The following is a 13,912-nucleotide window of genomic DNA, read 5'->3' as shown; positions in this document are numbered from 1 at the left end:
TTCAGAACACCTCAGGACGGTTGTGGGCCTTGGCGGTATCAAGCGCGGTCTGGCCTATGGACGGGCCATTGGCGCGGACATGTTCGCGGACATATTCACGCTGAACCGGCGTGTTCTCATCCACCAGAGGAATCAGATAGGCACCGACGATCTCGGTTTCGCGCGGCTTCCAGGCCTCAAGGATCGCGTCGGCTTCGGCGTCTTCAAGGCGCTTGGCAAGGGCGGCGTCCTCAACCCAGCCTTCGGGCCAGTTGTCAGACGCATACCATATCACCAGCCCGTCCGTCAGACGATTGGCGGTCAGAAGTTTCATACCTATACAGTCCTCTCGGTGAAGGCGCGCTCTATTATAACGGAAGCGTCGCCGGTCGTATCTGGGTTTGTCCGGTAAAGGTGGGCTACCTCGCCGATAATCAGCAGGGCGGGGCCGGACGGGGGCTGATCCTCAAGGCTTCGCGGCAGGGCCTCAAGGCTTGTCCGCCAGCGGCGTTCATTGGCCCTTGTGCCGTTTTCCACCACCAGAACCGGTGTGTGGCGGTCACGTCCGTGACGGATCAGCCGTTCGGAAATCAGACCTGCGGTCGCCACGCCCATATAGATGACCAGCGTATGATGGGCTGCGCTTAAGGCTTCCCAGTCAAGTTGTAAAGGCGTCTCTGAATCGCCGCTTTTGGCGTGGCCGGTAATGAAGGTCACGCTTTGGGCATGGTCGCGATGGGTCAGGGGCACGGCGGCCGAGGCGGCGCAGCCCAATGCCGCCGTAATGCCGGGGGTGATATGCACGTCGATGCCTGCGGCTTTCAGGGCTTCGACCTCTTCGCCGCCGCGTCCGAAGACGAAGGGATCGCCGCCTTTGAGGCGCACGACGCGCTTGCCGAGGCGGGCCTGTGAGACCAGAAGTTCGTGAATCTGATCCTGAGGCACCGAATGGTTCGAGCGCGCCTTGCCGACATAAAAGCGTTCGCAGTCACGCCGCGCCAGATCCATGATGCCATCACCCACCAGACGGTCATAGACAATGACATCGGCCTCACTGAGGAGGCGCAGGGCCTTGAGGGTCAGGAGTTCAGGGTCGCCGGGGCCGGCACCCACCAGATGCACGATGCCGGTGCGGGGTGTGGGGTGGCGGGCGTCTTCAAGGGCCAGAGCCACGGCGGCATCGATATGGCCTTCGCGGGCCAGTCGGGCGGCGGGAGAGTCAAGGACGCTTTCCCAGAACCGGCGGCGGTCATCGACATTCGGGAATATCTCACGCAAGGCGGGGCTGAGGCGCAGGGCGAAATCGGCGACATGGGTTTCGGACGGCGGGACGGCGGCTTCGATCTTGCGGCGCGTGTCGCGCGCCAGTACCGGCGCGGTGCCGCCGGTGGCGACGCCAATGCTCAAGGAGCCGCGGTCGATAATGGCGGGGACGTGGAAATCGCTCAGGTCGGGCTGATCGACGACATTGACGGGTTTTTGAGCGGCGCGGGCCAGTTCCGCGCCTTTGACAGCATTTTGCCGATCCGTGAAGGCGACAATCACCAGAGAGGCGTCCAGAAGTTCGTCAGGGGTGGGCCAGCGGTTATGGACGGGGGCGCTGACGTTCAGGTTCGTATCCCCTTCGGGAACGAACAGGTCAAGCCGGGCCGGTGTGCGGCTCAGGAGGGTCAGTTTGCGCACAAGCACGTCCCCCGCGCCAATCAGGGCGACGCGTCGGCCATCCAGCGGCCAGGACAGGGGTAAAGCCAGCATACGCAAATCCGAAAACGACAAGAGGGCCTTAAAACGGGTTAAGGCCCTTAACAGGTTTGTTTTACGCCTTTATGGGTCGGAATGAAAACGATGCTTTGTCAGGCAAAGGTTTAGGGGCGCTAATCAAAAGGCTTCAGGCACTTTTACCGTCATAGGGGTGGATTTGAAGGGCGCTCAGATCAATGTCGGACAGACACCGAAGATTAAGCGCCACAGTTTCGCTGCCGTCAGGGGCTGTGCCTTCGCCATAGGGCGCGATGCCACAGACATTGCAGAAGTGGTGGGCGATCTTGTGCGTATTAAACCGGTAGGTCGAAAGGTCTTCGCGCGGTGTTTTAAGGCTGAAAGCGGTGGCCGGGGCAAAGGCCAGCAAGCCGCCACGTTTCAGGCACAGGGAGCAGTTGCAGTCGATCCCTGAGGTGAAATCCCCTTCGACTTCAAAGGCGATCTTGCCGCAGTGGCAGCTTCCCTGATGCGTGGTCATTATGTGTTCCCTGATATGATTATGGCCTGACTATGAAGTCAGGCCATATCAAAATCAACAGGGTCTTTTTATCAGACCAGAGAGCGGAACTTAAGGGTTCCGTTGACGGCCTTAAGCTCCTCAAGGGCTTCGCGGGAATAGCCACGGTCGACATCAACGATGACATAGCCCAGACGCTCATTGGTCTTAAGGTGCTGCGCCAGAATATTGAGATTATATTTGGCGATGATGTTGTTGATGGTGGCGATGACACCCGGCACGTTCTGGTGGATGTGCAGGAAGCGGTGGCGGCCTTCGACTTCGGACAGTTGTACGTTCGGCATATTGACCGAGAAGGTGGTGTCGCCACGGCTGATGAAGTTCAGAAGGCGCTCGGAGGCAAATTCGCCAATGGCTTCCTGTGCTTCTTCGGTTGACCCGCCGATGTGCGGCGTCAGGATGACGTTCTCAAGGCCCATCAGTTCGCTGACGAACGGGTCGTCATTGGTGCGCGGCTCTTCGGGGAAGACGTCAATGGCGGCACCATAGACCTTACCGGATTTGACGGCTTCGGACAGGGCAGCGATATCGACCACGTGACCGCGCGACAGGTTGATGAAGATTGCGCCGTCTTTCAGTTTGGCGAACTGGGCCTTGCCAAAGAAGTTCTTGTTTTCGGCGCGGCCATCGACATGCAGGCTCAGGACGTCGGCTTCGGCCAGAAGCGCATCGAGCGAGCGGTAACGACGGGCATTGCCGAGTGTCAGCTTTTCGGCCAGATCATAATAGATCACACGCATGCCAAAGGCTTCGGCGAGTACGCTAAGCTGCGAGCCGATGGCGCCGTAACCGATGATGCCGAGCGTCTTGTTACGCACTTCGTGGGCGCCGGTTGCGGACTTATCCCACTTGCCGACGTGCATCTTGACGGACTTGTCGTAGATGTTGCGCGTCAGGATAACCGTCAGGCCCATGACCATTTCCACCACCGAACGGGTGTTGGAATAGGGCGCGTTAAAGACGGCAATGCCTTTTTCGGTGCTGGCTTTCAGGTCGATCTGGTTGGTGCCGATGCAGAAAGCCCCGATAGCCATCAGCTTATCGGCGGCATCCAGCACCTTTTGCGTCACATTGGTTTTCGAGCGCAGGCCGAGGACGTGCACGCCCTGAATAGCCTTGATCAGATCGTCTTCGCCGAGCGCACCCTTGACGGTGGTGACATCATAGCCTTCTTCGCGGAAGTGCTGAATGGCAACCGGGTGGACGTTTTCCAGCAGCAGCATCTTCATGCGCGAACGCGGGAAGGAATAGCGGCCTTCATAGCCTTCGAGGTGCAGCACTTCGTCGAATGAGGTGACAACCTGCGTGGCCTCATTAGCGCGGGTAGCGTCAACGACTTTCTGACGCGTTACGTTTTCCGTGAAGGCATAGAAGCGGTCAACGGCACCGCCCGCGAAGACTTCGTAGTCCGTCCAGCCATCGCCGACCATGACCACGGGGCCAGTCAGGTCCCATCCGCGCAGGGCTTCGATCTTACCGCCATCACGTGACAGCGGGTTTTCGGTGTCAACGCCGACCGCTATGCCATTGGCGTCAAACACCAGACGGTTGGCCAGTACGTGTTCCGGTGCAATGCCGTATTCGGCGACAACCGGTTCAATGAATTCATGGAAGCCGCCGGAAATGATGCGGATTTTGCCCGCATAGTCTTTCAGGGCTTTCTGGTTGCGGATGATCGAGGCGCTGACCTGTGATTTCAGATGCTCGGCCAGAGCGGCGATGTCTTCGCGCGTGGGTTTCAGCAACTGCACGCGGCGCAACAGGGCCTCACCGAAACCGATTTCACCGGACATGGCCAGATCGGTCAGTTCGCGGATCGCATTGAGGTCGGTCTGTCGGGCGGGATCGGCAGCGAAGAGCTGACCGGCCAGAACATCGAGCGCCTCGACCTGGGTAAAGGTCGAATCGAAATCGAGAACGAGGGTGGCGAGGGTTTGACCAGAAAGATTTTGGCCGGTTGGCGAAATATGCATGGGCGTCATCGCAAGTCGGAGGTCAGGATAAACCACCTGACAGGTAAGAAAGGGATATGGCAGGCAGATAGGCCAATTAGACCGTCAAAACAACCGTCTTTGCCGTTCAAATGCGGTTACACTCTTTCTTTATGGCTCAACCAACCCTATCTGTGGCAAACTTAAGCCCTTGAACCCTGCCTTTCCCGAACGGTTATTTGCATGACTACGACCTCCGCTCCGATCCGCGATTACGCCGCGCGTTTTGTCCTTGATACCTTGCCGGTTCACGGCAGGCTGGTGCGTCTGGACGAGTCGCTGAATGAAATCCTGTCGGCGCATGATTATCCGGCGCCTGTGGCCAATCTGCTGGCTGAGGCCTGTGTGCTGGCGGTTCTGGTCGGTTCGGCGCTGAAATTTGACGGACGCCTGATCATGCAGGCGCAAGGTGACGGGGCGGTGCGCTATGTCGTCGCAGACTATGATACCAGTGGCACCCTGCGCGGGTTTTGCCGGTTTGACGAAGGCGAACTGAATGCGCTGATCAATGCTAATGCGCAGGAGTTTACCTTGCTTGGGGCGCAGGATTTGCTGGGCAAGGGGACGTTTCTTATGACCCTTGAGCCGGATAATGGCGGTGAGCGCTATCAGGGGGTGACGCCGATTGAAGGTGAGTCGCTGTCGTTATGTGCGGAATATTATTTCGCCCAGTCCGAACAGGTGCCGACCCAGATCAAGCTGGCCGCGGCACAGGAAGACGGACGCTGGCGCGCCGGTGGGGCCATGATTCAGGCGCTGGCCAGTGATGATAGTCGTGGTGATACCCGCGAAGCCTTTACACATGTGCGCGCCCTGTTTGCGACACTGGGGGAAGATGAGCTGACGGATTTCAGCCTTGATGCCGAGCGGTTACTGTATTGTCTGTTCCATGAAGATGGAGTCAGGCTGTCTGCGCCGTTCCAGATTACGCGCAAGTGCCGCTGTTCTCAGGAAAAGGTCGAGGAACTGGTGAAGTCCTTCCCCGGTGAGGATCAGGCTGACATGATCGAGGCCGACGGCAAGGTGCATATCACCTGCGAGTATTGCTCGACGACCTATTATATCGAGCCATAGGACGAGCTTATGCCAGAAGCCTTATGAGCGGGCTTCTGGCGAATGGTTACAAACCGAAGGTCACAAGACCGTTGGCATCAATACGCCATGCGGGGTTCCAGGCAATTTCCCATGCATGGTCGTCCGGATCAGCGACATAGCCGCGATAACCGCCATGCGACGGCGCATCGGCAGGGCGAAGTAACGTGCCGCCCGCGCTGAGCAACTGCTGCATAAGCGGTTCGACGTCACCCTGAGTGGCGACATTATGTGCGAGGGAAAAGGCAGCCGGTTGAGGCGATGCCCATCGGTTCATGTCGGCTTCGAGGGCTTTTTTCTCAAAAGTGCCGAGGACGAAACCGTTCATCTGATAAAAGAGAATTTCATGGTTTTCAAAGACGGGCTGCCAGCCAAAGCCTTCGGTATAGAAGCGGCGTGAGCGGCTGAGGTCTGTGATGCCAAGGGTGATGATGGAAATCTGTTGTTGCATAGCCATAACCTTCTGTGGACGCCTGCGCGGTGCGGGCGAATGAAAGTCATGGGCCGTTTAGCAACGGAAGGACCCGTGTTTCTGCGGGGGGAGGGCCAACCGCACCTCCCTAACCTGTTTTAGACCGGCTGAGTGTAGCGAAATTCCGGCGAAATACCAAGAGGGGGCAAAGACGGATAGTGGGCTTGCTTGTCTTTTTGTACGAAAGCAAGCCAGATGCCCCCCCACCCCGCCCGCAAGCGGTCGCGGTCTCCCTCCCCATTAAAATGGGGAGGTATGAAAAGGATTGTTGCCACGCGCCGGATGAGGGGGTCAGGCCTGCGAGTCGAGGGAATAACCGGCGGAGCGTACCGTACGGATCGGGTCAAAGTCTGAGTCGTTGTTCAGCGCCTTGCGCAGGCGACCGATATGCACATCGACCGTGCGGGCCTCGACATAGACATCATTACCCCAAACGGCATCAAGCAGTTGTTCGCGGCTGAAGACGCGGCGCGGGTGCTGAATGAGGTAGTCGAGCAGGCGGTATTCGGTCGGCCCCAGATGAATGTCACGACCGGCACGTTGCACGCGGTGCGACAGGCGATCCACCGTGATTTCACCGAACTCGACCTTTTCTTCCGACAGGCCCGGACGGATGCGGCGCAGGACGGCGCGGATACGGGCAATCAGCTCAACCATCGAGAACGGTTTGACGACATAGTCATCGGCACCGGTATCAAGGCCGCGGATGCGGTCGGTCTCTTCGGAACGGGCCGTCAGCATGACAATCGGCAGGTTGCGGGTTTCAGGTTGTACCCGCAACCGCCGTGTGACTTCGATGCCGGACACCTTCGGCATCATCCAGTCGCAAACCAGAAGATCCGGCAGGCGTTCGTCTATCATCATCAGGGCATCTTCGCCATCAGCGGCGATGCCGATCTCATAACCTTCTTTTTCAAGGTTATATTGCAGAAGGGTGGACAGAGCGTCCTCGTCCTCGGCGATGATGATATAGGGCTTTACGCTCATGGATACAGATTCCGTCTGGTCACCCATCACCACAGACGGTGACGGGCAGGGTTAAACCGTTGTGCCTTTCGGGCGATCCTCGACATAGTCTTCGCCCGTCAGCTCATAGTGGATGTGTTCAGCAATATTGGTCGCGTGATCGCCGATGCGTTCAAGGTTCTTGGCCATGAACAGGATATGGGTGCAGGCGCTGATGGTGCGCGGGTCGCCCATCATGTAGGTCAGAAGTTCACGGAACAGGGCGTTGTAATGTTCATCGACCTCTGTGTCCGAAGACCAGACGGTCATGGCCATATCGAGCTTGCCACTGCGGTAAGCATCAAGGACGTCTCTGAGGCGCGAGGACACAAGCTTACCCATGCGTTCAATCGAACGCGTCAGGGGCGACATCGGTTCGGCTTCGGAGATGATCACGGCGCGCTTGGCGATGTTTTTGGCCAGATCGCCGGTACGTTCGAGCGAGGTGGAAATCTTCATGGCGGCGACCGTCTTGCGCAGGTCAGCGGCCATCGGCTGACGCAGGGCAATCAGTCGGATGGATTTGCGCTCGATGTCTTTTTCAAGCTCATCAAGACGGTGGTCGCGGGTAATGACGCTCTGGGCCAGTGCCACATCGCGGCGGGCGACGGCTTCGACGGCATCGGCCACCTGAGCTTCGGCCAGGCCACCCATCAATATGACTTCGGCGCTGAGCTGATCCAGTTCTTCGCCGTAGGTTTTGACAATATGCGGGTTCATTTCAATCAGTGTCCTTAACCAGAGGGGTGAGGTTTATAAGATCAACATACGCTGCCCGTTTGCCGGGGCAAGCACCAAAGCGCCAAAACCGTCATTCCCTTCAGGCCAGCCTCTTAAGGCCGACCCTCTGCGCTTTATGTTAGTTTTGTGACAAACATATTACAGTGACGGGCTTTGCGGCCATATCTGTCATGATTCAGTGATGGCGTGGGGTTCAGGTGGAACGTCGAAGCGGCGCGGCTGCGGGAAATAGGCGGTGAAGGCGGTAAAGGTTTCGAGCGGAACCACAGGCGGGGGCGTTGCGTGATCGCTGCGCGGGGCATCAGGCAGGACGCCCAGCGTTTCTTTTTCGCCGGGGGGGCTGTGGCTGACCGATTCGACCAGCAGCCCGCCGCGATGACGGTTGATGATGTGCTTGACGATGGCCAGACCGAGACCTGTGCCCAGCCGGTCACCGCTTTTCTGGCCTTCGACGCGGTAAAAGCGCTCGGCCAGTCGCGGCAGAAATTCGCGCCGGATGCCCGGGCCTGAATCGCGCACCCTGATAACCGTATAGAGGTCTGAGCTTTGGGGGGTGCGGTCTGGTTTTAAAAGCACCAGACGCGCGGCACCGGGTTCACGCACGGCATTGGCCTGTTCCTTGGTTTGGTTAATGCGGATATCGATATGGACTTCGGCACCGGCGGAACTGTATTTCAGGGCGTTGTCGCTGAGGTTCTGAATGACCTGAATGATCTGGTCGCGGTCGGCGGTGATGCGGTAAAGACCGGTGGCGGGGCCGGTCACCCGTAAAGCGACATTTTTTTCGCGCGCCAGAACGCTTAGGGTGTCCATGACGTCATTGACGGCGGACGACAGGTCAGCCTCACCGGCGGGCGGGACGTGCTCGTTCATCTCGATGCGGCTTAAGGACAGAAGGTCGTTGATCAGCCGCCCCATGCGCTCGGCCTGAGCGGCCATGATCCCTAAGAACTTATCACGGGCGGCGGGGTCATCCTTTGCCGGGCCGCGCAGGGTCTCGATAAACCCGCTGACCGAGGCCAGAGGGGTGCGCAGTTCATGGCTGGCATTGGCGAGGAAGTCGGCACGCATACGTTCAATGCGCCGCGTATCGGTTTCGTCATGAATGACCACCAGCGCCAGTTTTTTGGCCCCCGTCGGATTGGGCAGGGGTGCCGTCCAGGCCTGCCAGAACTGATCCTGTGCGCCTGAAGTTTCAAAGGAGGTATGCCGCGCCTGACGATCAAACAGGGCGACATCTACGGCATCAAGCAATTGCGGGTTACGCATGGAGCTGACGAGCAGGCTGTTGTCGCCGGTAATGCCGAACAGGGTGCGGGCGGCGGCATTGGCGAAAACGATCCAGCGGCCGGCGATGTCGTGTGGTTCGAAGCCCGAGACGATCAGCACCGGATCGGGCAGGGCGCTTAAGGCCTCCTGAAAGCCGGAATCTTCGTCGATATTGACCGGAAGATGTACCGGTGTTTCAGGGATGGCGTCGCGCAGGCGTTTGACGTCCTGTGTCAGATTATGCAGGCTGAAGCCCAATAGAGCGATGCCAATCCACAGGGGTCCGTTCCACTGACCCAGCGCGCCTGTGATCAGCAGCAAAAGGCCCACGCTGCCGGTCAGAAGCCCCAGAGGAATATAGGTTTTGTCCGTACCTGAGGTTTCGGTCATAGGCTTGTTCAGATTCAGTCTAACGGGGGTGTCAGGGAATATATGCCGTAAGCGGTGTTAATTTATCATTAGTCATTTCCGGCACACACACGGTCACAACCTCTGTTTGTACAGAGCCTTACGAGGGTTTCACGACAGGGATGTGACGGTGTGCGCAGGGTTTAGGGCGTGGCTTATGGGCGGGTTTGGCCTGCGCCGCGCACGACATATTTGAAAGTCGTCAGCTGATCGGCACCCACGGGGCCACGGGCGTGCATCCGGCCTGTGGCAATACCGATTTCGCCGCCCAGACCAAACTCACCGCCATCGGCATACTGCGTTGAAGCGTTCCAGATCACGATGGCCGAATCCACCTCGTTGAGGAAGGTTTCCGCCGCCTGTGCATCTTCGGTGATGATGGCTTCGGTGTGTTGGGTGCCGTATGTGGCGATGTGGGCAATGGCGTCTTCGATGCCGGACACGACCTTTATGGACAAGACCGGCTCCAGATATTCGGTGCGCCAGTCGTCTTCGGTGGCGGCCTTCATGGCGTAGATCAACTGTGCCTTAGCGTCACCGCGCAGTTCGCAGCCCTTGGCCTCAAGGGCCTTTGCGATTTCAGGCAGAAGGTTTGCGGCCACGGCGTCGTCGATCAGCAGGGTTTCGGTCGCGCCACACACCGAGACGCGACGCATCTTGGCATTGAGGGTTATCTCAAGGGCCTTTTTGGGATCGGCCCTGGCGTGGATATAGGTGTGGTTCAGCCCTTCGAGGTGCGCCAGAACGGGCACACGGGCTTCGGATTGCACGCGCGCCACCAGTGACTTGCCGCCACGGGGAATGATCAGGTTGACCGTATCGTTCAAGCCACCGAGCAACAGGCCCACGGCGTCACGATCCGTCGTCGGCACCAGTTGTACCGCTGCGGGCATGTTATGTCGCGCAAAGGCGTCCTCAAAGGCCGCATAGATAGCGCGGGCCGAATTGATGGCTTCGGAGCCGGTGCGCAGGATCGCGCCATTGCTGGAGCGGATGCACAGGGCTGCGGCGTCCGCCGTCACATTGGGACGGCTTTCGTAGATAATGCCGATGACGCCGATAGGGGTGGAGACGCGGGCAATATCAAGGCCGTTGGGGCGGCTCCAGCGGGCCAGTTCGCGGCCCACGGGATCAGCCAGTGCCGCGACCTCTTCGAGGCCTTTGGCCATGGCTTCGACGCGGTCGGCGTTGAGCACCAGACGCTCAACCATAGCGCTGGAGAGGCCCTTGCCGGAGGCGGCTTCGACGTCTGAGGCATTGGCCGTAAGGATATCGGCCTGACGGGCGCGGATGGCCTGAGCGGCATCAAGGATGATCTGGGTACGGATTTCCGGGCCCGCCAGACGCAGGGCTTCAGCACCTGCCTTGGCGTCTTGCGCCAGTGCGGTCATCAGTTGCGTCAGGCTAAGGCCGGAAGTGTCGTCCATAATAGATATCCATTAAGTATTTGCAGGTTCATACGCTTTTGTAACGAGAGGCGGGAAAGCTACCCCACCACCCCGACCCTCGCGGGTCGCGGTCCCCCTCCCCAATGAATTGGGGAGGTATGAAGGTTCGGGCTTCAATTTAGGGCATGGTTGCCTGATTTACAAGACAGCGCCTCAGGCCTGATAGCAGGTGATAAAGTATCCGTTATCTTCGCTGGCCAGTCCGGCCTCGTAGGCAGCGGCATCAAAGCCTGAGAGGGTGCGGAGGTGTTCGGCAAAGGCGGGCATATTATTGGCCTGATGCGGGATCGTCAGGTCACCGCCCGTGTGGGCAATATGCAGGAAGTGCGTGTCGTCAAACGGGCCTTTGTCAGTAATGAACAGGGTGATTTTCAGCACATCCTGCCAGCGGACATGGACGGCGGTGTGCGGGCCGGACAGGCGGGCGCTGAAGCCTGTGTCGGTCAATGAAAGGGTTAGGCGCTCCGGTGCCGGTGCAGAAAGTTCTGTCGGGCGATGAAGGAGTTTTTTCAGCCAGTTCATGAGCCGAGCACAACCATGTCGTCGCGGTGGATGACCTCGGCACCGGCGGTATAGCCCAGAATGGATTCGGTGTCCTGACTGCCGTGGCCTTTGATCAGGGCGATGTCGTCCGAGCCATAGGCGACGATGCCGCGGGCGCGTTCGGTGCCATTTGCATCACAGACACTGACGCTTTCGCCCTTTTCAAACAGGCCAGTGACGCGGGTAATGCCCGAGGGCAGCAGGCTTTTGCCGTTGTGCAGGGCCTTTACAGCACCATCATCAATATGAATTTGACCAGCGGGAACCACGGTGCCTGCGATCCATGCCTTGTAGGCGGCCTTGGTGGTGGAAGGCGCTTTGATGAGGGTGAAACGTGCGCCGGTGCTTAAGGCGGTGAGGGGTTGGTTTGCGCCGCCGTGGGCAATGGTGGTCGAACACCCTGCCGAACCGGCAATGCGGGCGGCCATTAGCTTGGTGGCCATGCCGCCTGTGCCGACACCCGTATCGGCATTGGCCCCGCCAGCCATGCTTTCGATATCCGGCGTTATGGTCTCGATGACAGGCAGATGTCGGGCAGTGGGGTCTTTGCGCGGATCGGCGGTGTAAAGCCCGTCAACATCAGACAGAAGCACCAGCGCCTCGGCCTGTACGAGCATGGCGGTACGCGCCGCCAGACGGTCATTGTCGCCATAACGGATTTCTTCGGTGGCCACCGTGTCGTTTTCGTTGACGATCGGCACGGCCCCGAGTTTCAGCAGGGTATCGACGGTTTCGCGCGCATTAAGCCAGCGGCGGCGACGTTCGGTGTCTTCGCGCGTCAGCAGCACCTGCGCTACCTTGGTGTCCAGCGGCTCAAAGGCTTCGCGCCAGGCCCGCATGAGGATGGGTTGACCGGCGGCGGCGGCGGCCTGTTTCTGATCGAGCGTCAGCTTGCCGGATCTGAGGCCAAGATAGCGCCGCCCCAGCGCCACGGCACCCGAAGATACCAGCACGACTTCGGTGCCGGAGGCCTTAAGGGCGGCAATATCCTGCGCCAGTCCTTTGGCCCATGCCAGATCGGCCTTGCCGGTTTCCGTATCGACCAGAAGCGCCGACCCTACCTTAATGGTGATCCGTCTGGCCGCCGCCAGATGCGCGGGGAAAGCCGATTTTGTCGTCTGGGAACCCATGAAAGTCTTTTCTAACGCCGCTTAAAATGATAGGCCCGCCGCACACAGAATAGGTTGGCGCACCCCCATGCGCATTTAGCGGACAAACCCCGCCTTAAGCAAGGCAGGTTTGAGACGCCAAAGCACAGAAGTTCAGAGGACGTGAAGTGATGAACTATATCGGCACCCGTGGTTTCAAAGAGCCTCGTAACTTTGCAGGCGCTTTGCTTGATGGCCTGACACCCGATGGCGGACTTTATGTGCCGGAAAGCTGGCCGGTGCCGGCGTTTGATCTGAAGGAAGCTTCGGCCGGTGGCTATGGCGATCTGACCGAAAGCCTTCTGAACCTGTTTGGCGTCAATGTGCTGGGTGAGCACGCCGTTAAGGCTGCCGCCGCCAAGACCGAAGCGGCGTTTCTGCGCAATGGCGAGGTGCCGCTGACCAAGCTTGAGGATAATCTCTGGATACTAGAGCTTTATCACGGGCCTACTCTGGCGTTCAAAGATATGGCCATGCAGATGATGGCCCCGCTGACCGATGCGGCGCTGGCGCAACGCGGTGAGAAGCTGACGCTGGTGACGGCGACATCAGGTGATACCGGCGCTGCCGCTGTGCGCGCCTTTGCCGGTTCCGAGCATGTCAAGCTGATCGTGTTCCATCCGCTCGGTCGCGTGTCGCCGGTGCAGCGTCTGCAAATGACCACGGTTGAGGCCGAGAATGTGCTCAATGTCGGCGTTGAAGGTGATTTCGATGACTGTCAGAAGATCGTCAAGGCGCTGCTGACCGAGCCATCGCTTAAGACCGCCGGTCTGATCTCGTCGGTCAATTCGATCAACTGGGGCCGTTTGCTGGGGCAGGTGCCCTATTATCTGGCGGCGGCGGCGAAATCCGGCGCGGACAAGCCTGAGTTTGTTGTGCCGACCGGTAATTTCGGTGACGCCTTCGCCGGTTGGGTCGGGCGCAAGATCGGTGGCAATGTCGGTCATCTCCATGCCGCCGTAAACCGCAATGATGCGCTTAATCAGGCGATCAATACCGGTCGCTATGTCCGTCGTCAGGCCGTGGAAACGGCGTCTGTGTCAATGGATGTGCAGGCCCCGTCGAATTTTGAGCGTCTGGTGTTTGAAGCCTCGGGCCGTAATGCCGAAACGACAAAGGCCATGTTCGACACCTTTGGGCAGACCGGTGCGGTGACCTTAAGCCCCGAACTGCAAAACGCCCTTAAGGGTGAGGTGTCGGCCTCTACGGTGTCTGAAGAAACCACCAAGGCGACCATCAAATTGGCCTATGAGAAATATGGTCAGGTCATATGTCCGCATACGGCGGTGGCGCTGGCGGCGGCGCTTGAGCGTAAAGGTGATGCGCCTCAGATCGTACTGTCGACGGCACATCCGGCCAAGTTCCCGGCCTTCGTCACTGAGGCGCTCGGTTTTGAGCCGAAAGCACCGGATGCCATTACGGATCTCTATGGTCTGACGGAAACCCTGACCGAAGCGCCTGCCGATGTTGCGGCAGCGGTGACGACGGTAAAATCGTTTATTGAGTGGCTGTAGGACGCGTCTTTTAGGCTGAGGCTC

Annotated in this window: 13 protein-coding genes; 2 read left to right on the top strand and 11 right to left on the bottom strand. The window is 59.0% G+C overall.

The window, feature by feature from the left end; all coding sequences use genetic code 11:
• Window position 1: 1 nt before the first annotated feature.
• The 4 genes from E5201_RS10805 to serA all read right to left on the bottom strand — a co-directional run bounded on the left by E5201_RS10805 (window position 2) and on the right by serA (window position 4,230).
• Window positions 2-313 carry a DUF2849 domain-containing protein gene (locus E5201_RS10805; RefSeq protein ID WP_140986025.1) on the bottom strand — a complete coding sequence of 104 codons (312 nt, stop codon included), beginning with the start codon at window positions 311-313 and terminating at the stop codon, window positions 2-4.
• A 2-nt stretch (window positions 314-315) separates the two neighbouring features.
• Entirely contained in the window at window positions 316-1,734 is a 1,419-nt protein-coding gene (gene cysG, locus E5201_RS10800; protein WP_140986024.1) for a siroheme synthase CysG, read from the bottom strand.
• A gap of 133 nt (window positions 1,735-1,867) precedes the next feature.
• A complete protein-coding gene (locus tag E5201_RS10795; RefSeq protein ID WP_140986023.1) occupies window positions 1,868-2,218 on the bottom strand; it encodes a GFA family protein in 351 nt (116 codons plus the stop codon).
• A gap of 71 nt (window positions 2,219-2,289) precedes the next feature.
• On the bottom strand, window positions 2,290-4,230 hold the full coding sequence (gene serA / locus E5201_RS15130) for a phosphoglycerate dehydrogenase (protein WP_140986022.1): 1,941 nt from the start codon (window positions 4,228-4,230) through the stop codon (window positions 2,290-2,292).
• A 201-nt stretch (window positions 4,231-4,431) separates the two neighbouring features.
• Here serA and E5201_RS10785 point away from each other — a divergent pair, with 201 nt between their 5' ends.
• Window positions 4,432-5,322 (top strand): Hsp33 family molecular chaperone HslO, encoded by an 891-nt coding sequence (locus tag E5201_RS10785; protein WP_140986021.1) that lies wholly within the window; start codon window positions 4,432-4,434, stop codon window positions 5,320-5,322.
• Window positions 5,323-5,368: 46 nt separating this feature from the next.
• Here the strand turns inward: E5201_RS10785 and E5201_RS10780 are convergent, their stop codons facing one another.
• From E5201_RS10780 to proB, 7 genes are all read right to left on the bottom strand, one after another.
• Window positions 5,369-5,791, bottom strand: a complete 423-nt coding sequence (locus E5201_RS10780) for a VOC family protein (RefSeq protein WP_140986020.1) — start codon at window positions 5,789-5,791, stop codon at window positions 5,369-5,371.
• Between the two features lie 312 nt (window positions 5,792-6,103).
• Window positions 6,104-6,799, bottom strand: a complete 696-nt coding sequence (phoB, locus tag E5201_RS10775) for a phosphate regulon transcriptional regulator PhoB (protein ID WP_140986019.1) — start codon at window positions 6,797-6,799, stop codon at window positions 6,104-6,106.
• A gap of 51 nt (window positions 6,800-6,850) precedes the next feature.
• Window positions 6,851-7,537 (bottom strand): phosphate signaling complex protein PhoU, encoded by a 687-nt coding sequence (gene phoU / locus E5201_RS10770; RefSeq protein WP_140986018.1) that lies wholly within the window; start codon window positions 7,535-7,537, stop codon window positions 6,851-6,853.
• Window positions 7,538-7,726: 189 nt separating this feature from the next.
• Window positions 7,727-9,217, bottom strand: a complete 1,491-nt coding sequence (locus tag E5201_RS10765; protein WP_140986017.1) for a histidine kinase dimerization/phospho-acceptor domain-containing protein — start codon at window positions 9,215-9,217, stop codon at window positions 7,727-7,729.
• Window positions 9,218-9,390: 173 nt separating this feature from the next.
• Entirely contained in the window at window positions 9,391-10,662 is a 1,272-nt protein-coding gene (locus E5201_RS10760) for a glutamate-5-semialdehyde dehydrogenase (protein ID WP_140986016.1), read from the bottom strand.
• 174 nt (window positions 10,663-10,836) lie between these two features.
• The gene (locus E5201_RS10755; protein ID WP_140986015.1) at window positions 10,837-11,205 is read right to left on the bottom strand and encodes a hypothetical protein; all 369 of its coding nucleotides are present in this window, start codon (window positions 11,203-11,205) and stop codon (window positions 10,837-10,839) included.
• Window positions 11,202-12,356, bottom strand: coding sequence for a glutamate 5-kinase (gene proB / locus E5201_RS10750; RefSeq protein ID WP_140986014.1), 1,155 nt, complete (start codon window positions 12,354-12,356; stop codon window positions 11,202-11,204). Before proB ends, E5201_RS10755 begins: the two co-directional genes overlap by 4 nt.
• A 149-nt stretch (window positions 12,357-12,505) precedes the next feature.
• Between proB and thrC the strand changes: the two genes are divergently transcribed.
• A complete protein-coding gene (gene thrC / locus E5201_RS10745; RefSeq protein ID WP_140986013.1) occupies window positions 12,506-13,888 on the top strand; it encodes a threonine synthase in 1,383 nt (460 codons plus the stop codon).
• Window positions 13,889-13,912 lie beyond the last annotated feature (24 nt).

This window comes from Asticcacaulis tiandongensis (genome assembly GCF_006475605.1).
Taxonomy (GTDB): domain Bacteria; phylum Pseudomonadota; class Alphaproteobacteria; order Caulobacterales; family Caulobacteraceae; genus Asticcacaulis; species Asticcacaulis tiandongensis.
This window is presented reverse-complemented; position numbering and strand designations above follow the sequence as displayed.

Coding starts and splice junctions, on each gene's coding strand:
- E5201_RS10805 (WP_140986025.1), bottom strand. CDS start 313: ATGAAACTTCTGACCGCCAATCGTCTGACGGACGGGCTGGTGATATGG.
- cysG (WP_140986024.1), bottom strand. CDS start 1,734: ATGCTGGCTTTACCCCTGTCCTGGCCGCTGGATGGCCGACGCGTCGCC.
- E5201_RS10795 (WP_140986023.1), bottom strand. CDS start 2,218: ATGACCACGCATCAGGGAAGCTGCCACTGCGGCAAGATCGCCTTTGAA.
- serA (WP_140986022.1), bottom strand. CDS start 4,230: ATGCATATTTCGCCAACCGGCCAAAATCTTTCTGGTCAAACCCTCGCC.
- E5201_RS10785 (WP_140986021.1), top strand. CDS start 4,432: ATGACTACGACCTCCGCTCCGATCCGCGATTACGCCGCGCGTTTTGTC.
- E5201_RS10780 (WP_140986020.1), bottom strand. CDS start 5,791: ATGCAACAACAGATTTCCATCATCACCCTTGGCATCACAGACCTCAGC.
- phoB (WP_140986019.1), bottom strand. CDS start 6,799: ATGAGCGTAAAGCCCTATATCATCATCGCCGAGGACGAGGACGCTCTG.
- phoU (WP_140986018.1), bottom strand. CDS start 7,537: ATGAACCCGCATATTGTCAAAACCTACGGCGAAGAACTGGATCAGCTC.
- E5201_RS10765 (WP_140986017.1), bottom strand. CDS start 9,217: ATGACCGAAACCTCAGGTACGGACAAAACCTATATTCCTCTGGGGCTT.
- E5201_RS10760 (WP_140986016.1), bottom strand. CDS start 10,662: ATGGACGACACTTCCGGCCTTAGCCTGACGCAACTGATGACCGCACTG.
- E5201_RS10755 (WP_140986015.1), bottom strand. CDS start 11,205: ATGAACTGGCTGAAAAAACTCCTTCATCGCCCGACAGAACTTTCTGCA.
- proB (WP_140986014.1), bottom strand. CDS start 12,356: ATGGGTTCCCAGACGACAAAATCGGCTTTCCCCGCGCATCTGGCGGCG.
- thrC (WP_140986013.1), top strand. CDS start 12,506: ATGAACTATATCGGCACCCGTGGTTTCAAAGAGCCTCGTAACTTTGCA.